Annotated in this window: 18 protein-coding genes and 1 tRNA gene; 6 read left to right on the top strand and 13 right to left on the bottom strand. The window is 60.5% G+C overall.

Going from position 1 to position 18,590, the window contains the following annotated elements; all coding sequences use genetic code 11:
* Together ACR0LD_RS01385 and ACR0LD_RS01380 are read left to right on the top strand one after the other, a co-directional pair.
* Positions 1–1,212 (top strand): ABC transporter permease, encoded by a 1,212-nt coding sequence (locus ACR0LD_RS01385; RefSeq protein ID WP_480635400.1) that lies wholly within the window; start codon positions 1–3, stop codon positions 1,210–1,212.
* 163 nt (positions 1,213–1,375) lie between these two features.
* The gene (locus tag ACR0LD_RS01380; protein WP_480635398.1) at positions 1,376–2,596 is read left to right on the top strand and encodes an aminopeptidase P family protein; all 1,221 of its coding nucleotides are present in this window, start codon (positions 1,376–1,378) and stop codon (positions 2,594–2,596) included.
* A 52-nt stretch (positions 2,597–2,648) separates the two neighbouring features.
* On the opposite strand, the gene ACR0LD_RS01375 is transcribed toward ACR0LD_RS01380, so the two are convergent.
* The 5 genes from ACR0LD_RS01375 to ACR0LD_RS01355 are packed head-to-tail and all read right to left on the bottom strand — an operon-like array spanning position 2,649 to position 8,367.
* Entirely contained in the window at positions 2,649–3,659 is a 1,011-nt protein-coding gene (locus ACR0LD_RS01375; RefSeq protein ID WP_170358331.1) for an Ldh family oxidoreductase, read from the bottom strand.
* A gap of 10 nt (positions 3,660–3,669) precedes the next feature.
* Positions 3,670–4,299, bottom strand: coding sequence for a DUF3726 domain-containing protein (locus tag ACR0LD_RS01370; RefSeq protein WP_480635396.1), 630 nt, complete (start codon positions 4,297–4,299; stop codon positions 3,670–3,672).
* Positions 4,296–5,933: a hypothetical protein gene (locus tag ACR0LD_RS01365; RefSeq protein WP_170435500.1), complete on the bottom strand. Its 1,638-nt coding sequence runs from the start codon at positions 5,931–5,933 to the stop codon at positions 4,296–4,298. The genes ACR0LD_RS01370 and ACR0LD_RS01365 overlap by 4 nt, the downstream gene beginning before the upstream one ends.
* 44 nt (positions 5,934–5,977) lie before the next feature.
* Positions 5,978–6,955: a membrane dipeptidase gene (locus ACR0LD_RS01360; RefSeq protein WP_480635394.1), complete on the bottom strand. Its 978-nt coding sequence runs from the start codon at positions 6,953–6,955 to the stop codon at positions 5,978–5,980.
* Positions 6,955–8,367 (bottom strand): aldehyde dehydrogenase family protein, encoded by a 1,413-nt coding sequence (locus ACR0LD_RS01355; RefSeq protein ID WP_174821279.1) that lies wholly within the window; start codon positions 8,365–8,367, stop codon positions 6,955–6,957. Before ACR0LD_RS01355 ends, ACR0LD_RS01360 begins: the two co-directional genes overlap by 1 nt.
* A gap of 133 nt (positions 8,368–8,500) precedes the next feature.
* Between ACR0LD_RS01355 and ACR0LD_RS01350 the strand changes: the two genes are divergently transcribed.
* Positions 8,501–9,373, top strand: coding sequence for a LysR family transcriptional regulator (locus ACR0LD_RS01350; RefSeq protein ID WP_480635392.1), 873 nt, complete (start codon positions 8,501–8,503; stop codon positions 9,371–9,373).
* A 138-nt stretch (positions 9,374–9,511) separates the two neighbouring features.
* Here ACR0LD_RS01350 and ACR0LD_RS01345 read toward each other — a convergent pair.
* Positions 9,512–9,587 (bottom strand) — tRNA-Thr (locus ACR0LD_RS01345).
* A 434-nt stretch (positions 9,588–10,021) separates the two neighbouring features.
* Between ACR0LD_RS01345 and ACR0LD_RS01340 the strand changes: the two genes are divergently transcribed.
* On the top strand, positions 10,022–10,897 hold the full coding sequence (locus ACR0LD_RS01340; protein WP_170458407.1) for a hypothetical protein: 876 nt from the start codon (positions 10,022–10,024) through the stop codon (positions 10,895–10,897).
* Positions 10,898–10,921: 24 nt separating this feature from the next.
* On the opposite strand, the gene ACR0LD_RS01335 is transcribed toward ACR0LD_RS01340, so the two are convergent.
* The gene (locus ACR0LD_RS01335) at positions 10,922–11,188 is read right to left on the bottom strand and encodes a DUF2312 domain-containing protein (RefSeq protein WP_093962669.1); all 267 of its coding nucleotides are present in this window, start codon (positions 11,186–11,188) and stop codon (positions 10,922–10,924) included.
* Positions 11,189–11,353: 165 nt separating this feature from the next.
* Between ACR0LD_RS01335 and ACR0LD_RS01330 the strand changes: the two genes are divergently transcribed.
* Positions 11,354–11,572, top strand: a complete 219-nt coding sequence (locus ACR0LD_RS01330) for a hypothetical protein (protein WP_170339991.1) — start codon at positions 11,354–11,356, stop codon at positions 11,570–11,572.
* 9 nt (positions 11,573–11,581) lie between these two features.
* On the opposite strand, the gene ACR0LD_RS01325 is transcribed toward ACR0LD_RS01330, so the two are convergent.
* Positions 11,582–11,797, bottom strand: a complete 216-nt coding sequence (locus ACR0LD_RS01325) for a hypothetical protein (RefSeq protein ID WP_170337604.1) — start codon at positions 11,795–11,797, stop codon at positions 11,582–11,584.
* Between the two features lie 269 nt (positions 11,798–12,066).
* On the opposite strand from ACR0LD_RS01325, the gene ACR0LD_RS01320 reads away from it, so the two are divergent.
* Positions 12,067–12,498 carry a protein tyrosine phosphatase family protein gene (locus ACR0LD_RS01320; protein ID WP_093962671.1) on the top strand — a complete coding sequence of 144 codons (432 nt, stop codon included), beginning with the start codon at positions 12,067–12,069 and terminating at the stop codon, positions 12,496–12,498.
* 9 nt (positions 12,499–12,507) lie between these two features.
* Here ACR0LD_RS01320 and ACR0LD_RS01315 read toward each other — a convergent pair whose 3' ends face one another.
* The 5 genes from ACR0LD_RS01315 to ACR0LD_RS01295 form a co-directional block, all read right to left on the bottom strand.
* Complete coding sequence (locus ACR0LD_RS01315) at positions 12,508–13,515, bottom strand: FliM/FliN family flagellar motor C-terminal domain-containing protein (RefSeq protein ID WP_254429351.1); 1,008 nt, start codon at positions 13,513–13,515, stop codon at positions 12,508–12,510.
* Between the two features lie 167 nt (positions 13,516–13,682).
* Positions 13,683–16,361 (bottom strand): sensor histidine kinase, encoded by a 2,679-nt coding sequence (locus ACR0LD_RS01310; protein WP_170358315.1) that lies wholly within the window; start codon positions 16,359–16,361, stop codon positions 13,683–13,685.
* On the bottom strand, positions 16,349–16,669 hold the full coding sequence (locus ACR0LD_RS01305; RefSeq protein WP_170337599.1) for a hypothetical protein: 321 nt from the start codon (positions 16,667–16,669) through the stop codon (positions 16,349–16,351). The genes ACR0LD_RS01310 and ACR0LD_RS01305 overlap by 13 nt, the downstream gene beginning before the upstream one ends.
* Positions 16,666–17,046 carry a response regulator transcription factor gene (locus ACR0LD_RS01300; RefSeq protein WP_093962675.1) on the bottom strand — a complete coding sequence of 127 codons (381 nt, stop codon included), beginning with the start codon at positions 17,044–17,046 and terminating at the stop codon, positions 16,666–16,668. The genes ACR0LD_RS01305 and ACR0LD_RS01300 overlap by 4 nt, the downstream gene beginning before the upstream one ends.
* A gap of 78 nt (positions 17,047–17,124) precedes the next feature.
* Complete coding sequence (locus tag ACR0LD_RS01295) at positions 17,125–18,420, bottom strand: helix-turn-helix transcriptional regulator (RefSeq protein WP_170337598.1); 1,296 nt, start codon at positions 18,418–18,420, stop codon at positions 17,125–17,127.
* Positions 18,421–18,590 lie beyond the last annotated feature (170 nt).

Genomic DNA, 18,590 nt, shown 5'->3' with positions numbered 1-18,590 from the left:
ATGGCCGCACTGACACCAATTTCGCGCAAGCCCCTATCCATGGTCCTGCCCAGCGTCGCACTGGCCGGCGCGTTTGCCGGCATGTTTGTTGGTGCCGGAAACGGCTCGGTCCCCCTGGGAATGATCGGCGGCGCGGCGCTGACGGCCCTTTTGGCCTGGATCTACATCTCGGTCCTCAAGAACGAGAGGTTTGCCCACTGGATCAACATCATCGGCTTCGCGGCCGTCGGCTTCGCGGTTTCAGGGCCGATGGGCGGTGTGCTCGGCTTCTTGGGCGGTTGGTTTTTCGCATGGTTCACATTTTGGCTGTACGAGGGCCGATACCGCCGCAAGCTGCTGCCTTATCTGACGGCGCAGCAGGTGTTCTATCACTACCTGTTCCGGGTGATCTGCGGCGCGATCTTCGTTTTCCTGATCACGCCGATTCTGGTGGTTCTTCCGCTGTCGTTCAACGCGCAGGACTTCTTTACTTTTACGCCCGAGATGCTGCGGCTGGACCCCGAAGGGTATTCGCTGAAGCATTACCAGGATTTCTTCACCAACAACGAATGGCAGCGCAGCTTCAAGAACTCGCTGATCATCGCGCCCATCGCGACTATCATTTCTGTAACGCTGGGAACGCTGGCGGCCATCGGTCTCAGCCAATCGCATGTGCCGGGGCGGCGCGCCATCATGGGGATCCTGATTTCTCCGATGATCGTGCCGCTGATCATCTCGGCGACGGGCATGTTCTTCTTCTACAGCGACATCGGCCGCTTCCTTGAAGGCACTTTGGGCATGAACAAGACCTTTGTGGGCTACCTTAAGGTGATCCTGGCCCACGCCGTTCTGGGCATTCCCTTCGTCATCATCACCGTGACCGCCACGCTAGTCGGGTTTGACCGTTCGCTGACGCGGGCTGCTGCGAATATGGGTGCGGGTCCGGTGCGGACCTTCTTCAAGATTCAGATGCCCCTGATCCTGCCGGGCGTGATCTCGGGCGGGCTGTTCGCCTTCATCACCTCGTTCGACGAGGTGGTCGTGGTGCTTTTCGTCGGATCGGCCAGCCAAAAGACGCTGCCGTGGCAGATGTTCACCGGCCTGCGCGAGCAGATCAGCCCGACCATCCTGGCCGTGGCCACGATTCTCGTCGTCATCTCGATCGCCCTGCTGACCACGGTCGAGCTGCTGCGGCGACGGTCGGAACGTCTGCGCGGGCTGACACCGGCTTGACCCACAGCGTGGCCTGATCTAACGATTTCCCTGTTCGCCCCCTGCTGCGATGGCGTCGCAGCGCCCAAGGGGGTGATCGGCTCTCGGACCCCGAGACCGCCTGTCCTGTACGCCGGGACATGTGGCCGGGCTTTGCACGTCCGGCAAAGAAACGAGAGAGCACATGACAGACCTTTCAAATCGCCCCGAATTCTTCACCTGCCACAACGGTGACAAGGCGCCCCTGCCCTTCAGCCGGGCCGAGTACGACCGCCGGCTGGCCAAGCTGCGCGCCATCATGGCGCAGCGGGACATCCCGGTCGTTCTGCTGACCTCGATGCAGAACATCGCTTACTACTCGGGCTTTCTGTACTGCGCCTTCGGCCGGCCCTATGGCTGCGTGGTGACGCAGGACAGCTGCACCACCGTGTCAGCGAATATCGACGCGGGCCAGCCCTGGCGTCGGTCGGTCGAAGCCAACGTAATCTACACCGACTGGAAGCGCGACAACTACTGGCGCGCCGTAGCCAGCCTGATCGGGACTGCCCGCCGGATCGGCATCGAAAGCGACCACATGACGCTGGCCGCGCGCGACACGGCCCTGTCCATGCTGAACCAGCCTGAGCTTGTGGACATCGCCCCCGACACGATGGCCGCGCGGATGGTGAAATCGGCCGAAGAGATCGAGTTGATCAAAGGCGGCGCACGTACGGCGGACGTGGGCGGCGCGGCCATCCATGCCGCGATTCGTGAAGGCGCCACCGAGATCGAGATCGCCATGGCCGGCCGCGATGCGATGGAGATCGAGATCGCCCGCGCCTATCCCGACGCCGAGTACCGCGACACCTGGGTCTGGTTCCAGTCGGGCCTGAACACCGACGGCGCACACAACCCGGTCACCAAGCGGGCCTTGCAGAATGGCGATATCCTGTCACTCAACACATTCCCGATGATCTCGGGCTATTACACCGCGCTGGAACGTACCCTGTTCTTGGGCGAGCCCGACGCCGACAGCCTGCGCCTGTGGCAGGCCAATGTAGCCGCGCACGAGCTGGGGTTGAGCCTGATCAAACCCGGCGCGACCTGTTCCGGCATCACAGCCGAGATCAACCGGTTCTTCGCCGATCAGGGCCTGCTGCAATACCGCTCGTTCGGATATGGGCACTCCTTCGGCATCCTCAGCCACTACTACGGTCGTGAAGCGGGCCTGGAACTGCGCGAAGACATCGACACGGTGCTCGAGCCGGGCATGGTCGTGTCCATCGAGCCGATGCTGTGGATTCCCGAAGGTCAACCCGGCGCGGGCGGCTATCGCGAGCACGACATTCTGGTCGTAGGCGAGGATGGGGCCGAAAATATCACCGGCTTTCCGTACGGACCGGAACACAACATCATCAATGCGTGATGCAGAGGGGGCGAGGCATCGGCCTTGCCCCTGTTTCCGCCTGAAACGGGTGTCAGGCCAGGATGGCGTGGATTTTGTCCAGCGTCGCGACGCTGACACCAACCCCGTCCTGGCTGGCCTGCAGGCGCTTGGCGCGCCGACCATCGCCGGGCAGACGCGCTCCTTCCTGATACCGGATCGCCTCGGCCAGTTCCGCGATATTGGCAGCAAACTCCGACCCGGCCGTAGCGCCGGGGTCGATGGCAATGAAGAACTGGCCTGTTTTTGGCGGGCCGCCCACAGTTCCGGAAAAGGGTGACGCATGGATACCCAAGGTGGCCCCGGTCAATGCGGCGGCCATTACCTCGGTCAGAAGTGCGACACCCACGCCCTTGTAGCCGCCCGAAGGCGCCATCGAGCCCTTGAGGCCCACGACAGGGTCAGTTGTCGGGTTGCCATCAGGGTCCAGCGCCCAACCGACCGGAATCGGCTTTCCCTCGCGGGCGTGCTTCATGACCTCGCTTTTTGCGATCGTGCTGGCGCTTTGGTCGATCAAGACGGCAGGCTGCCCATCAGCACCCGGAACGGCCAGCGAAAACGGGTTTGTGCCCACGACGGGCCGTGAACCACCCGACGGCGCAATGGATGCAGGTGCATTGGTGAACCCCAGACCAACAAGGCCCGCCTGAGCCAAGCGATAGGTGTGATACCCCAGCACACCACAATTGTAACTGTTGCGGATGGCCAGCGCAGCTATTCCCTGCTCGCGTGCGGCCGGGATCAACGCGTCGAACCCCAAGTCGATCGCCGGGTGCGCGAAACCGGTGGCCGCATCAACGACCACCACGCCCGGTTTTGGGGCGGACATCACCGGCTGTGCTCGCCCGTCTACCTTGCCACACTGTACGTGCTCGCAATAGATCGGGATGTAGGCCAGCCCGTGACTGGCCACCCCATCCGCCTCGGTCGCGGCGGTCGCAACCGCCAATGGCCGGGCATTGTCCTCGGACGTGCCGGCCGCCATCAGAGCGCGCAGCGACAGATCCTCGATTTCGGCAAGGGACAACGTTCGGGTTTCTGGCATCTCGGCCTCCTCAGTCATTATCGGACAAACCAGCGCCGGCGCCCAAGCGGCGAGATTCCTCGGTTGCGGGGGCATAGGTGCGTTGAGCCAGAGTGTTCAAAAAAGCCAGAGCCGCGGGCGCCGGCAGGGCGCGCGTCTGCGTGGCGCGCAGTTTGTTGGGCGTACCGCCGATCCTTACGGTGACCTTTGTGGCGCTTTCCGGCCAAAGATCCGGAGCGTCCACGAACTCGCCGTCCGTCGTGGCGCTGAGTTCATCGCAGACGACGGTCACATTGGTCTGCAATCGGCGTGCAGCGTTGCCAGCGAACGGCACGAGAAACAGTGGAACCGCCACGTCATGCAGAACGATCGGCCCGCGGCCCAGATGTTCCGAACAATCTGACAGCAGCATCCCCGCCCCCAACGGGCACATCTGCCCATGCGCCCGCCAATTCACCCCGAGGGCCCGCGGCGTGTGCGCATCAAACCGAAGGGCAAATTCCTGGCGCAGGACCGCTGACAAGGCGGCTGCACCGTCAAAACCTTGCAGACACAGCCAGCGGGTCGCCTTGGCGGCGTCCTCGGCCGGCCCCCAGTGATGACCCGCCCCACGTGCCGCGCGTTTTGCCAGTCCTTCGACCTCGTTCAGCGACAGGTTCATTCCGGCACCTCCGGATAAACCCAGAAATCGGCATTTTCGGGCGAAAGATCCTCGGGGTACGGCGCGCCTGAATACATGCAGATACGGACCCAACGGTCCGAGCGGGGATCGAAATGCGTCGCGCCGAAAAAGGACAGTTTGGCGCGGAGCATGTCGATCGGCAGAACTGATGCACCAATCGTGTTGTCTCGGATCTCGCTGTAGGGGGCCTTGCGGCTGATCTGCGCCCGGCGGATCGTGTGGCGATGTTCGGGATGGCGCAGAAGAAATTCCGCGGTGGTCGCGGCTGTGTCCCAATCGGCCATTGCCGAATATGCCGCTGCCGCATCCCGCGCCGGGGCAAGCGGTTGTTCGTACTCGGCTACCGGCTCATCAAAGCGCTCACCCAGTCTGGGTTCCAGCTTTTCTTCCGATACATACCAGACCCTTGCGCAGGCTTCGCGGGCGCCCCAGTCCAGATCCAGCGCCCAACCGAAACCGTCGCGGATCGCTTGCCGCACATCGGCCAGCGGCATGGCGCCGTCAATCTCGTACATATGCGGGCTTGAATCCGCCATGCATCCTGACAAACCGTCCACCAAGTCTGAATAGGGTTCGAGGATCAGGGAAAGAAGCAACTCCTGCCCCTCCTCGCTCAGCACAGTTTCCGACCACTCCACCAGACGGTTCCACGGTCTTCGGCCCGTAAGATCGTAGTGGCGGAGAAAGTCCGCGATCACCCCGAGGTCTGATTTCAGAGCAGACAGTTTCCGATCTTGTATCGGATGTTCCGAATGCCATTGGCCAATCGACACCAGGCAGCGATCAAACACCGACCGGAATACACTGATTTCTTCTTGGGTCGCGGTTTGCACGGATCGAACCCGGGCGATTGCCTCCTCGCGCGCCATGATCCAGTTGTTCAGCAGGACCGGATGATTGATCAGGAAGGGCGCCATGCCCAGTCCAGTGGAATTCCCGATGCCAAGGCGGCGCGCGATATCAGGGGCCATCTTGACGGCCTTGCTTCCCCCTTTGGCACGCGCCATGTGTTCGACCAGGTCCCGCACGAAGGCGCGTGTGAGGAAGACCGACAGCATCTCGGCCTGAAACGGCCCCTCGGTTTCCGTGCGGTTTGCAAGGTTTTCCCGGTCCGCGGCCCCAAATTTTCCCGATCCGTAAACAGCCGTGGTTCGCATCAGGTAGCCAACCTCTTGGATCTGCTCCAGATCCGGCTGTCGACCGTCAGCCAGGGCTTCGACGACATTCGTCCACAATCGGACCGAACGATTGGCCCGGGATAGCGACAGTTCGGTTTCGCTGATCCGGCCGGCCTCCTGCAGCGGAACATTGCAGGAAAGCCGGTCAAGGTCGGCTTCGGAAGGGATTCCGTCAAATAGGGTGAAGGTCGCGTCCCAAGCATCCGCGATCACCCGGTCCGACCGTTTTTCTGGTGGAAGATCATGGGCGAAGGCCACCAGAGAATACGCGCGTTCGGGTCCCTGTGCGACATAGACGGCCCGTCCGACACCCGCCTCGTCAATCTCGAACACCGGCGTGGAAAACCGCCAGTTGTCGCGTGCCAGGCGGCGGGTCAGAACGCGCATGAAGCTGAGCCTGCACTGGTGCAAAGACCCGAGCCTGCTGAGCCGCATAACGGTTGCCGGATCCCGGCGCGCGATATGCGAACCAGGGCCGGTCAATTCTGGACCGGTCCGAAGTTGTCCGCAAAGAAGCGGTACCAGTTCTGCCCCATGATCCCGGCGACTTCGGTCGGGGTCATCCCAACCGCGAGAAGGCCGGCCTCGATCTTGTCAAAGTCACGATTGTCCCTGAACCAACTTGGCATCGGCGGGAAGCCCGGGTTCGCAGACGATCCTTCGCCGTAATCGATTTCCTTGGTCCAGCGACCCACACGCATCCACTCGACAACGCTGTCGGGTTGATCCTGGCACAGGTCGGTCCCGATCCCGAGATGTTGTGTTCCGTATTTTTCGGCCGTTCGGGCAATCATGGTGCAAAAGCTTTCGAGCGTGCAGTCGGACTTGTCCTTCAGGTGATGAGGGTAGATCGAAAACCCGAGCATCCCACCTCTTTCCGTCACGGCGCGGATGACGGGGTAACGCTTGTTGCGCAGGGCGGGTGCCCAGTCGTGCGGATTGGCGTGGGTGATGGCGATCGGACGCGCGGAAAGGTCGGCTGCCTCAATCGTGGAGCGGTCGGCCGAATGGCTCATGTCGATGACCAATCCCACGCGGTTCATCTCCTTGATCACCTGCCGCCCCATCCGGGTGATACCGGTGTCTTCAGCCTCGTAGCAGCCGGTCGCTAGCAGGGATTGGTTGTTGTAGGTCAACTGCATGAACCGGGCACCGAGATCGTACAGAATTTCAATCAGCCCAATGTCGTCTTCCATGGGTGATGGGTTCTGGAAACCAAAGAAAACGGCCGTACGCCTGGTGTCACGCGCGGTGTCGATGTCGCTGGCCGATCGTCCCTTCATGATCAGGTCCGGGAACAACTCGAACCATCGGTTCCATTTCTCGAGGTTCTGAACCGTTTCACGAAAATTCTCGTGGTAGGCGACGGTGACGTGGATGGCATCCACGCCCCCTTCCCGCAATTGCCGGAAGATCTTTTCCGACCAATTGGCGTATTGCAGGCCGTCAATCCGCATCAGATCGGGGTCCCGGCGCTGATATAGGCGGTTTTGACAGTGGTGTAGAACTCGGCGGCCGCTTTGCCCTGTTCGCGCGGTCCATACGAGCTCTCGCCCCGGCCACCGAAAGGAACGTGATAATCAGTGCCTGCCGTGGGCAAATTGACGGTCACGACACCGGTTCTTGCATGACGCCGGAAATGCGTCGCGCGCGCAAGATTCTGGGTCACGATGCCCGATGTCAGGCCGAAATTCGTGTCATTCACGATCGCCAAAGCCTCATCATAGCTGTTGACCTTGATCACACTGGTCAGCGGGGCAAACATCTCTTCCCGGTTGATCCGCATGGTGTTGTTAGTGTTCACGAACACGCCGGGCGACATGTAATACCCGTCATGCTGCAGCTCCAGCCGTTGCCCGCCGCACGCCAGCTCGGCGCCTTCGGATTGGCCAAGTTCGACATAGGCCAGGTTCTCTTGCAGTTGCTGCTCGCTGACGACGGGTCCCATCTGCGTGCCTTCCTCCAGGGCATGCCCGACCTTCAGTGCCTTGGCGCCGGCGACAAGCTTCTCGACAAAGGCGTCGTGGATCGCGGCATGGACCACCAACCGCGAAGAGGCGGTGCATTTCTGCCCGGTGCCGCCAAAAGCGCCGCCCAGCGCAAGTGACACCGCCAGATCCAGATCCGCGTCATCCATCACGGCCAACGCGTTCTTGGAACCCATCTCCATCTGCACCTTGGTCAGGTTTTGGATGGCTGCTGCGGCAATGCCCTTGCCGACAGGCACCGACCCGGTGAACGAGATCGCATCCACCTGCGGGCTCTCAACCAGTCTTTGTCCGATTGCGCCGCCTGACCCCATGACCAAACTGAAAAGACCCTTGGGAATGTCCTGACGCGCGATGATCTCGGTCAACGCCACGGCTGAGGCGGGGGTCAGGTTGGCTGGCTTCCACACCACGGCGTTTCCATAACACAAGGCCGGTGCAATCTTCCACGCGGCCGTAGCTGTCGGGAAATTCCAAGGAGAGATTACCGCGACAACCCCGACCGGTTCGCGGCGCACGTCGATTTCGACGCCTTCACGTACGCTGTCCGCGTTTTCACCAATCTGGCGCAGGCATTCCGCCGCGTAATACGTAAAGAACTGCCCCGCGCGGTAAACTTCGCCCTTGCCCTCAGCAAACGGCTTCCCCTCTTCTCGCGACAACAACCGCCCCAACTCTTCGGCGCGGGACATCAACTCGGTCCCGATACTCATCAGAACCGCCTGCTTGCGTTCCAACCCATAGGCCGCCCATTCCAGCTGCGCGATACGTGCCCGATCGAGGGTCGCGGACAACTGATCAGCGCTTGCCTGGGCGAACAGGCCAATCACATCCGTCAGATCAGAGGGGTTGCGGTTCTCGATCGCGGTGTCGCCGGCCATCCACTCGCCGGCAATCAGGTTCAATTTCGTCACAGGGGGCCTCGGATCCGGTACGTTTCACGAACAGAATAGACCTCTGCCCGGACATCAGGCAAACTCAAACAAATTAAATTAACTTTAGGAAATCTGAAATTTGTCACTGAAACTGGAAATGCTCCGCTGCTATTGCACAGTCGCCCAGTCCGGAAATCTTGCCGAAGCCGCAAGCCGTCTGGGTCGCACTCAGTCTGCGGTCTCGATGACCCTGAAACAGTTTGAAGAACATCTCGGCAAACGCTTGTTTCTGGGTGAGCGAAAGAACCAGCTGTCACCTCTGGGGGCGGAAGTCTTTGCCCTCGCCCAAAATCAGGTGCGCCAATTTGACGACACGGTCCAAAGCATCGAAGCCCTGGCCAAGGCGTCCCAAGGGCTGATCCGGATCGTGTCCGTCCCGTCGGTGGCAGCACTGCTGTTTCCATCGCTGCTTGACCACCTGTCCAGCGCCTTTCCCGGCCTGAAGATCGAGCTGTGGGACACCGACACCCGACAGGTTTTGGACAGCCTCACCGAAGGGCGGGCGGATGTGGGGATTGCCTCGGGCCATCACCCCTTGAACGGAATACGGGCCGAGCCGCTGTTTCAAGACAGGTTTGGGCTTGTGGCCGCCGCTGATCACGCCCTGATCACTGCGCACGAGCCACCAACGCTGAACCAAGTCGCGGCGAAGGGATTCGTGCACAACTCGCTTTGCCAACTCATTGAAAATCCGGGTTTCGAAGACGTAATCGCAGGGTCTGCGATCACGGTGCACAACACTCACTCGTTGATCGCCATGGTCGCAACCGGGCGGTGGGTGACCATACTGCCCGAAACGGTCGCACGGTTTCTGCCGGAAAACACTGCCTTCCGTCCGATCGAGGATTTGTCGGACGTTCGTGATGTCTATCTGTACACCCGCGAGCGAACACAGTTCCCAAAAGTGGCAGAAGAATGTCGCAGCCATATCCTGAATTGGCCTCGCGATTGAGACCCCAGAGAACAACCCTGCCAAGCGCATCCAAGCGAGCGGGATGCGTTAAATAAATACGATGGATAGAAAACAACGTACCGCACCGCCGGAAAGCCGTTCAGACAAGTACAAACTTTCTTGAGTTTTCGGAGAAGATGGTGCCCCCACACGGACTCGAACCGCGGACCTACTGATTACAAATCAGTTGCTCTACCAGCTGAGCTATAGGGGCAAGCATTACGCTTTCAGATACCTTTGCAGGCAAAGGCAAGAACGGGCAACCACTCCCACCTTTTCAACCCTATGTGATTACATGCCTATCCAAACACATGTAATTTCATTGAGCCGATGGCGCTGTGATTAGGTGAAAGCCTCAATAAAGGCAAGCGGGTTTGCGACGGAATTGTGCAACAACATGCGGAAAATCGGCGCCACATAAAATCGCCTCGATTATCTGCAACACAGACGCCACAGATGGTTACGCGGCAACGACGGTTGCGAAGCAATTCGACCCAGTCGTTTCTGGCGCTGTCCTGTTGACCACAATCAAGTTTCGACATTCTCAGGCAATCTTTATCATGGCGAAAGAATGGCAGGTTTGACTGTCTATCGTTCAACCTGTAACCCCGAAACGTATTCAATCGAAGGGCAAGGACAGCGGTCGGCATGCATGTGGCCATTCACTCCGGTGTGGTTTTTTCAGACGGGGGGCTCCTGCTCAAATCGCTTCAGGCGAATGCCAGTGTATTGCAGGAAAACGGCATTGTGCTGTTTGGTCCGCGTCGGTTCCGGAAGGCATTCAAGACGCCGCTGAATGCGCTGGACGAAGGCAAGCTGACCCCAGATGCCTTCGAGCGTTTGAGAGCCCAAATTCCTGATGATCCGGAAACCGGCCGAGTGGTCATGAGCACTGTGGACTTCATCGGCGAACTGAACAGCGCCATTAAGGACGGCCAATTCTATCCCCATGCAGGTCGTCGGCTGGCCTTGCTGGATCAGGCTTTCGAAGGACACGAGGTCGAATTGTTTATCGGGCTGCAAAATCCGGGCAGCTTCATACCCAAGGTATTGATGGCATTGCCGGACGAAACCCGCGAGAGCATTCTGGCGTCAACGGACCTGAGCTGCCTGAGTTGGCTGACCCTTATCGAGGATATTCACGATCTTGCCCCCGCCGTTTCCATTACGGTCTGGGCCAATGAGGAGTGCCCGCTGATCTGGGGGGACATTATCCGCAGCCTGTGCGGTCTGAGCGCCGACATACCGCTGACCGAGGAGTTCTCGCTGCTATCCTCGCTGGTTGACGCAGACGGCAAGCGGGAGATTGAAGCGATCCAACAGCAAGTCGGGCACACGGACCCGGCCCTCCTGCACGACCGCCTCGCTGCCGTTTTTTCGCAGCACGCCTTGCCGGACAGAATCGAGGAGGAACTGGACTTCCCCGGGTGGAGCGCCGAAATCCACGCGGCGTTTTCCGAGCTTTACACACAGGATCTGGAACGACTCAAGAAGTTGCCGGGAGTGCGGTTTCTGGGTCGCTGACCGAAGCCTCCGAAGGCCCGAGGCTTACATGCCTAGGGCTTCCTTGTACATTTCCAACACCGCTTCTTCTTCGGCGATATCGTCTTTGTCACGCTTGCGCAGCGCGATAACCTTGCGCATCACCTTGGTGTCGTAGCCACGTGCCTTGGCCTCAGCCATCACTTCCTTCTGCTGGTCAGCGATGTCTTTCTTTTCGGCCTCCAGACGTTCGAACCGTTCGATGAACTGGCGCAGCTCGCCTGCGGTCACGCGGTAGTTCGCAGCAGCCTGGTCTTCGGTCATGTCTTCCATATGCGTCTCTCCCAAGTGGAAATCTCTTTAGTCGGGGTCACGGGCAAAATGTCGGATACCGTGCCGGCGGGTCCGCCGCAAGCGAACAATGGGGCTGCTTGCCTTGTGCCGCCGGCAACGATCCGCTAAGCGCATCGGCAGCGAAACAGAACGATGCGGGGCGCAATGTTCGACGTGTTCATCTGGGGAGGCGCCAGCCTGTCATTGGCCGGGCTGGCAGGATTGGTCTGGTGCATTCTGCGCGTGATGAAGGCTCGTCGGTCAGGCTTGACTGACGACGAATTGCGGGCTGCCGTTCAGCGGGTGCTGCCTTGGAACATGGGTGCGCTGTTTCTGTCCGTCATAGGACTGATGCTGGTTATCCTTGGCATATCGTTCGGCTGACCGCCGGTGTCAGATCGGCATATTGTCGAACTGGGCTTCAACCGCATCTTCGATCAAGGCAGCGTCCAGCCGTCGAAAGCGCGATGGTACGCTCATGCCTTGAGCGCGCATGCGTTCAATTACCTTGGTGACGCTGGGCTGCAGTGCCAGCCGGGTCTCGAGATTTGCCCCGTGCAGTTTCCGCTCCAGCCGCTCGGCTTCGAAATAAAGCTCGTTCGTGGTCATGGCCATCCTCCCAAATGCTGCCATCCTGCCTGATATAGGTAACAGGATTGAGACCAACACAGGACCCGCCCAAACCCAGCAAAAAATCGCCCGCGCACTATCCGGCGGCCGGCGCTGGGCCGCGAGTCGATCGAATATTAACCTGATTTCGACCAAACTGCCTTGACAGACATCAATCCGCAAAAGCCGCAGCGGAAGAAACCGCATTGCGCAAGTACGGCCACGCCGTGGAACTGGACAGGGCTGACTCCGCGACCTAAGAAATCGGCATGGAGATTCGACAGATCACGCCCCGCTATTTCGTCTCGCCGCAGATCACGGTCGAGGATGTGCCCGCCATCGTTGCCGCCGGCTTCGTCAAGGTCATCTGCAACCGGCCGAATGTCGAAGTGCCTGCCGCCATGCAATCCGAGGTAATCGGCCAGGCCGTGCGGGATGCGGGTCTCGAGTTTGAGGTGCTTGAACTGACGCACCAAACCATGACGCCCGAGAACGTGGCACGGCAGCGCGACCTTGCCGAGTCCTGCGAAGGCCCGGTTCTTGCCTACTGTGCCTCGGGCACCCGCTGTTCTGTCGTTTGGGCCCTTGGGCAGTGCGACACAATGAGCCCCGATGAAATACTCGAAGCCACGGCAAAGGCGGGCTACGCGCTGGACGGTCTGCGGCCGGCATTGGTGCAGATGCGGGCTGCGAACACCTGATTTCATACGTCAGTCGTTGGGTCGTTCCGCAGGAGCAGGAAGACCCGCCAATTCGGATATTTCGGACGCGAGGCGGTCGGTGCTTGCTTGCGCGAAGTCTTTATCCACTGCGGATTGCGCATGCGATCGGTCTTGGGCAACGGCGTCCTGACGCGACAAATCAACATCTGCTATTTCAGCCGGCGCGTCCCTTCGCCTGTGCTCGACAAAGCTCTGCGCTTCGGGTCGTGTTGGGGCGGGTGGCTGCAGAAACTCGTTGATCCGCACTGCCCGTTGACCGCCACATTGGCCCAGACGTCCCGTAGTGGCCTGGGTCCGATCAATCGCGGCAATGTCGATCCGATCAAGTCGCGCTCCCGCAAGTGGCAGCAGATCCCCGATGCCCAGCTCCGACAGCGTTGTCAGCGGGAGATGCATCCGACAAATCACCGCGTTGAGTTCGGCCCGAACCACGCCTGCGGCTTGCGACAGCGTCTTCAGCGGTTCCAAATCTGCGTGCCCGTCCTGCCCCTCGGCCACCGAAATTTCCGGCAGCAGGATGAGGACCGTTCCCTGCCGTACACCGCCCTCGAGTTCAACCGTGAACTCGAACGCATCATACCCGTCCTCGACCAGTGCCAAAGACAGCGTGCGCCGATCGACCGCCCGTGAGGCGAACTCATATCCGTTCAGGCGGGCCGCATCGCTTTGATCATCGACCAGTTTCCGGGCCCGTTCCAGCATGTCCTCGACCAACGGGACCACCATTGCCGCATCGGTGTCGGTGAGGGCGCGAGGCTGGGGCAGGTCCGGGAATACTTCGCCCATTGTCTGCTTCTGGATGACCGCCGAGACCAAACCGACGTCCAAGACAACACTGGCTACCCTGCCCTCTTTGGTCGCGAACAGCAGAAACAACTGACCATCTTCCAGCCCGCTCGTGACGACTTCCTGGCATCTTCTGGCCTGTTTCGCGCCAATGACGGATGCTGATAGCTTGAAACGTTCGACCGCGGCGCGGGCAATCGCAAGGCGCAATGCCCGCAGCAGCGCCCGGGATTTGCTACCCGCCCCCTCTTGTCCTGCCGACAATTTGCGCGCCAAGGCCGCGCTGACAGTCTTTGACATCGCAACGGTCCGCCAGTTTCGATTCTGCTCGCTACTGGTCTAGCCCATTGTTCGTTACGAATACCTTTACTTGCCCGCTACTGAGCGGCCTGCCGGTGAGGCAATGGCAGGCTCACGCGGAACGCTGCGCCGCCCTGCCCGGGCAGATAGGTGATTTCTCCCCCAAGCCGGTGCATGATCTCACGGCAAATAGCCAGTCCAAGACCTGCACCGCCCGCCTTGTCAAATCCGACCCGCGCGAATTTCTCAAAGACCATCGACTGGGCGTCCGGCGGGATACCGCTGCCGTTGTCGACAAAGTCGATCACCGCCTGGCCGCCGACATCATGGGCTGAAATCGTCAGGACCGGCTCGGGCGCGTCACAGTACTTCTGTGCGTTCGAAATCAGATTGATGAAGACCTGCCCCAGGCGATCCAGATCGGAATGCAACGCGATGCGCTCGGCAGACAGATTGCGGAGAATGGTCAAAGGGCTGTCTGCCCCGGCCATAGTCGTTGACACGGCCCGATCCAGAACCGTCCGCAAGCTGGCATCACCCATATTCAAGCTGACCTGACCGTTTTCCAGAACGCTCAGGTCCAACAGGTCATCCAGCAGCCGCGTCAGGCGCAGCGCTTCGTCATGGATGATTGTCGCATAACGCCGAGATTCCTCAGCGCTCAGCCCGTCAGTGTCCCGCATGATCTCCGAAAAGGCACGAATGGACGTCATCGGAGTGCGCAACTCGTGGCTGACCTGCCCCAGGAAGGCATCTTTCTGACGCGAGATCTGGGTCAGTTTTTCGTTGGCCTCGCGCAGTTTGCGGGCCGTACGGCTCAGTTCGGCCGACTTCGCCTCAAGCTGGCTGGAGTATTCCAGCAATTGCGCGGATTCGTCGGCCACCGCCAACAGATCCTCGACCGAAACGGACGAACCTCCGACGATCTGCCCGATCATGGCATGAGCCGTGGCCGCACCGACCGAGCCGCTCAATTCGCGTTCCAGCCGTTCCAGAAAACCCGGCGTAGGTTCTGGCCAGCGCCCGCGCACGCCCTGCTTTTCCGCCTCGGCCTGAAAGAAATCCTGAGCGGGACCGGCCCCGAGGATCCGTTGGGTCATGATCATCAGGTCTTCACTCTGGGCAACGGATCCCGTCCACCCCCCGGGCGCGACAGAATGATCAAAGACGTTGACGAACTGCGCCCCCTGCAACCGTTCAAGCGGGCTGGGAAAGCTCAGAAGTGACGCTAGGCAAAAGGCCAACGTGTTCAGTGACAGCGACCAAAGCACCGTGTGGGTCATCGGGTCCAAACCATCAAGGCCGAACAACGCCTGCGGACGCAGCCACCCCAGACCGAAAGGACCGTTTTCAATGACCGAGGCGGACATGACATTACCGCCCATTCCCGGCAGTAACAGCGTGTAGATCCAAAGGAAGAACCCCACGCTCAGCCCAACAAGGGCACCTGTCCGTGTCGCCCCGCGCCAGAACAGGCCGCCAACCAGAGCCGGCAGAATCTGCGACACACCTGCAAACGCCACCAGGCCGATCGAGGCCAGCGCGGCGCCGCCACCGGACATACGATAGTAGAAGAACCCCAAGGCCATGATGGCGGCAATCGAAACCCGGCGCGCCATCAGCACCACGTTTCGCACATCGCCTGACATGGAACTGGCGTTCTCGCGCGTATTCAGCCAGATCGGCATCACGACGTGGTTCGAGACCATGGTCGACAGGGCCATCGCCGTCACGATGACCATCGACGTGGCCGACGAAAAACCGCCGATGAAGGACAGCATCGCCAGCCAGTCATTCCCCTGTGACAGAGGAACCGTCAGCACGAAAAGGTCCGGATTTGACCCGGCCGGCAGCAGATCCAGCCCGACGACCGCAATGGGAACCACGAAAAGGCTCATCAAAAGAAGGTAGAGCGGGAAAGCCCAGGCCGCCGTTCTCAGGTGGCTTTCGTCGTCATTCTCGACGACCATGACCTGAAACATCCGCGGCAAGCAGACAAATGCAGCCGCCGACAGGAAGGTAATGGCCATCCAGCGTCCGGTATCGACGTTCCAACGCCCGATTTCCGACGCGTCGATCCGCTCCATCATGGGCGTGACGCCTCCGGCCACCCCCCAGACGACAAAGATGCCCACCGCCAACAAAGCGAACAGTTTGACGACGGATTCCAACGCGATGGCGGTCACCACGCCATGGTGCCGTTCATTGGCATCCAGGTTCCGGGTGCCGAACAGAATGGCAAACACGGCCAGACCCGCGGCCACCCAGAATACGCTGGCGCCCTCGCGGTAAAGGCCCGAAGGGTCGGCTTCGGCGAAAATCGAGAACGACAGCGTTATCGACTGGAGTTGCAGCGCGATATAGGGTGTGCCCCCCAGCACGGCGAGGATCGTAACACAGATGGCCAAGGTGTTCGACTTGCCATAGCGCGATGAGATCAAGTCGGCGACCGAAGTCACCCTCTGGCTACGGCCCACACGCACTAGCTTGCGCAGCCCCCACCACCAGCTGATCATCACCAAGGTCGGCCCGAGGTAGATCGTCACGAATTCCAGACCGGACCGGGCCGCATTGCCAACCGCGCCATAGAAGGTCCAGGCGGTGCAGTAGATCGACAAAGACAGCGTGTAGATCAACGGTGACCGCAGCCATTTGCCTCTCCCCGCGGCGGCCATTCGATCGGCTGCAAACGCAACGCCGAACAAAAGCACGACGTAGCCCAGGCAAACAAGGATCAGGACGTTCAGCGTGGCCATTGCTCACTCTCTGCCGCGGACCCCTCCGAGGACGACATCCGCCGGGCGGCAAAGCCGAACAGGAGGCTGACCACAATCAGGGCGGCCCAGCATGAAAAGACATAAAGAATGGCCGACGACAACGGGACGCCAGAGTTTTCCGGCCCCGGATCCGGCCACAGCAGCGGGATGCAGATCAGACCCGCGCCGACAAAGGGCAGCATTCGGGCCGCATCGGCCAGCCTGCGGCGGCGGTAACTCTGCCGTTCCAAAAACACCGACGGACGCGGGCCTGTCGGGCGGGCTGGCTCGTTTTCCGGTGTGGTCATGACTGTGACGCCTGCGCGTGCAAATCACGCACAGCCGTCAGCACTTCGGTATTCGAGAACGGTTTCGTCATGAACCGGCTGACGCCTGCCTTTTCAGCCATCTCGCGGTCTCGCGACTGACCGCGAGCGGTCAGCATCAGAACAGGCAAGGCGCGCATCTCCTCGTGCTCGCGCAATTCGCGCAGAACATCCATACCGCTCTTGCCGGGCAGCATCACATCCAGAATGACCAGATCAGGCTGCGCAGACAATATCGTTTGAACCGCGTTTTCACCTTCGGCATGGGTTTCGACCTGCCACCCTTCGCGGGTCAGCAGAAACCTGATTGCCTCCGTGATGTTCGGTTCATCCTCGATCAACAGAACCTTGCGGCTCATATGTTCACTTCCTCCCCAAGACCGGTCGCACCTCCAGCCACCTGCCAAGTGCAGATTAATCGCTGTGTCAGGAAACTGTCAAAAACCTTCACTCAAAATCGACGGCTCCCGCCGCGAGTCGCACGGCTTTCGGGGACAGATCCTGCAGCTCGTGCCGACCTGTAGCGGCAAGTCGGTGGCCACGCCGGGCTCTTCGACCGGCAGCACCAGCATCGCCGATCTGTACACAGGTTCCTGACCGAAGGCGCTGACGGGTTGAGGCCAGGCGATTGCAAAGCAGTCGAAATCCGCCGGCGTCCGGCCCAACAGGGTCACGCGTTTTCGGATCGGCACAAGGGGCCGGTTCAGCGCGCTGAAGACCGGCCACAAAGGACAGGCTTCGCCGTGGCGCGGCATTGCGAAACCGGGGACCGGCTTGAACAGCAAAATGCTTCCTGATGAATCGCATATGACCAAACCAGCCGGGCGCGGCATGACATCCTCGGGCAGAAACGCAAGCCGTCGCAGGACTGTCGGCACGTCAACAGAAAACCGCGCGGCAAGACGCAGAGGATCAACGCCTTCGACCTCCAGTGCCTCCGAAACCGCTTCCAGCGGCATGGCCCGGGCATCCGCCGCATAGGCGTCGAGCACCTGACGCGCGACAGATCTTGAGGCGGAAGAGGCCATCTCGGCCTGCGCGAGGGTTACCGGGTCCTGTCCTGTCTCAAGTTCCGGCAAATGAAACCCGCGCTTCTCCAGAAATGCCTCGACCTCCTCCATCGGCAACCCGCGCCGTTCGCCGGTGTCCTCGCTTTCGTCCAAAAAGGCGACCAGAGCTTTTGAGCTTTCAGCCAGACGTTCGGCATCCTGGTGCAAGTTTCGGTGGAATCTGTCGCGCCACTCGGCCTCGATCTCGCCCGGTTCGGCCAGGATGGCGGCTGTCGACCGAATCGCTGCTGCGGCGGACAGGACTTCGTGCATGGATGCCGCAAGGTGCGGGTCATGGGTCAGCCGGTCTGACAGGGTTTCCACGGTACGTTCCAGCGAAACCACCCGACGATGCATCTGTGCCAGTACAGCGGCCCAGCCGGGAAACCGGCCGGCGAATTCATCCAGCGCCTCAACTTCGGCCTTTTGGCCGACCGCATCCGCCGCCGCCTCACGAAGAGCCGCGATCAGCGTCGCCTCGACCCCCTGTGTCAAAACCGAAGGCTCAACGGACAAAGCCGAAGCGATATCGACCAGCAGTTTGCCCCCGATGCGCCGCCGATTGTGCTCGATCAAGTTCAGATATGACGCTGAAATGCCGACCTGACGCGCCAGCTGGGCCTGACGCAAGCCCGAGATTTGCCGCCTTTCGCGGATACGGCTGCCCGTCAATGAATCACGCATGATGCCCCCACCGAAACGTGTTCGAGTGGCCCTCGAAACAACCCCGTATTTTCTGAATACTTCATGTATTTATATGATTTACGCCGCCCTTTTCAAAGCAGTTTTACAACATTGACAATGTCGTGGCTTTCACCGGGCTCTGATCGCTTTCGGACGCCAAAGCAATCCTG

Source organism: Ruegeria sp. BF8 (assembly GCF_056538625.1).
This window is presented reverse-complemented; position numbering and strand designations above follow the sequence as displayed.

Bases quoted from the DNA above. Each gene is read 5' to 3' on its own strand.
- ACR0LD_RS01300 (WP_093962675.1), bottom strand. From the start codon at position 17,046: ATGAGCCGCAAGGTTCTGTTGATCGAGGATGAACCGAACATCACGGAG.
- ACR0LD_RS01320 (WP_093962671.1), top strand. From the start codon at position 12,067: ATGGAGATTCGACAGATCACGCCCCGCTATTTCGTCTCGCCGCAGATC.
- ACR0LD_RS01330 (WP_170339991.1), top strand. From the start codon at position 11,354: ATGTTCGACGTGTTCATCTGGGGAGGCGCCAGCCTGTCATTGGCCGGG.
- ACR0LD_RS01385 (WP_480635400.1), top strand. From the start codon at position 1: ATGGCCGCACTGACACCAATTTCGCGCAAGCCCCTATCCATGGTCCTG.
- ACR0LD_RS01360 (WP_480635394.1), bottom strand. From the start codon at position 6,955: ATGCGGATTGACGGCCTGCAATACGCCAATTGGTCGGAAAAGATCTTC.
- ACR0LD_RS01310 (WP_170358315.1), bottom strand. From the start codon at position 16,361: ATGGCCACGCTGAACGTCCTGATCCTTGTTTGCCTGGGCTACGTCGTG.
- ACR0LD_RS01305 (WP_170337599.1), bottom strand. From the start codon at position 16,669: ATGACCACACCGGAAAACGAGCCAGCCCGCCCGACAGGCCCGCGTCCG.
- ACR0LD_RS01370 (WP_480635396.1), bottom strand. From the start codon at position 4,299: ATGAACCTGTCGCTGAACGAGGTCGAAGGACTGGCAAAACGCGCGGCA.
- ACR0LD_RS01295 (WP_170337598.1), bottom strand. From the start codon at position 18,420: ATGCGTGATTCATTGACGGGCAGCCGTATCCGCGAAAGGCGGCAAATC.
- ACR0LD_RS01375 (WP_170358331.1), bottom strand. From the start codon at position 3,659: ATGCCAGAAACCCGAACGTTGTCCCTTGCCGAAATCGAGGATCTGTCG.
- ACR0LD_RS01380 (WP_480635398.1), top strand. From the start codon at position 1,376: ATGACAGACCTTTCAAATCGCCCCGAATTCTTCACCTGCCACAACGGT.
- ACR0LD_RS01340 (WP_170458407.1), top strand. From the start codon at position 10,022: ATGCATGTGGCCATTCACTCCGGTGTGGTTTTTTCAGACGGGGGGCTC.
- ACR0LD_RS01325 (WP_170337604.1), bottom strand. From the start codon at position 11,797: ATGACCACGAACGAGCTTTATTTCGAAGCCGAGCGGCTGGAGCGGAAA.
- ACR0LD_RS01355 (WP_174821279.1), bottom strand. From the start codon at position 8,367: ATGGCCGGCGACACCGCGATCGAGAACCGCAACCCCTCTGATCTGACG.
- ACR0LD_RS01365 (WP_170435500.1), bottom strand. From the start codon at position 5,933: ATGCGGCTCAGCAGGCTCGGGTCTTTGCACCAGTGCAGGCTCAGCTTC.
- ACR0LD_RS01335 (WP_093962669.1), bottom strand. From the start codon at position 11,188: ATGGAAGACATGACCGAAGACCAGGCTGCTGCGAACTACCGCGTGACC.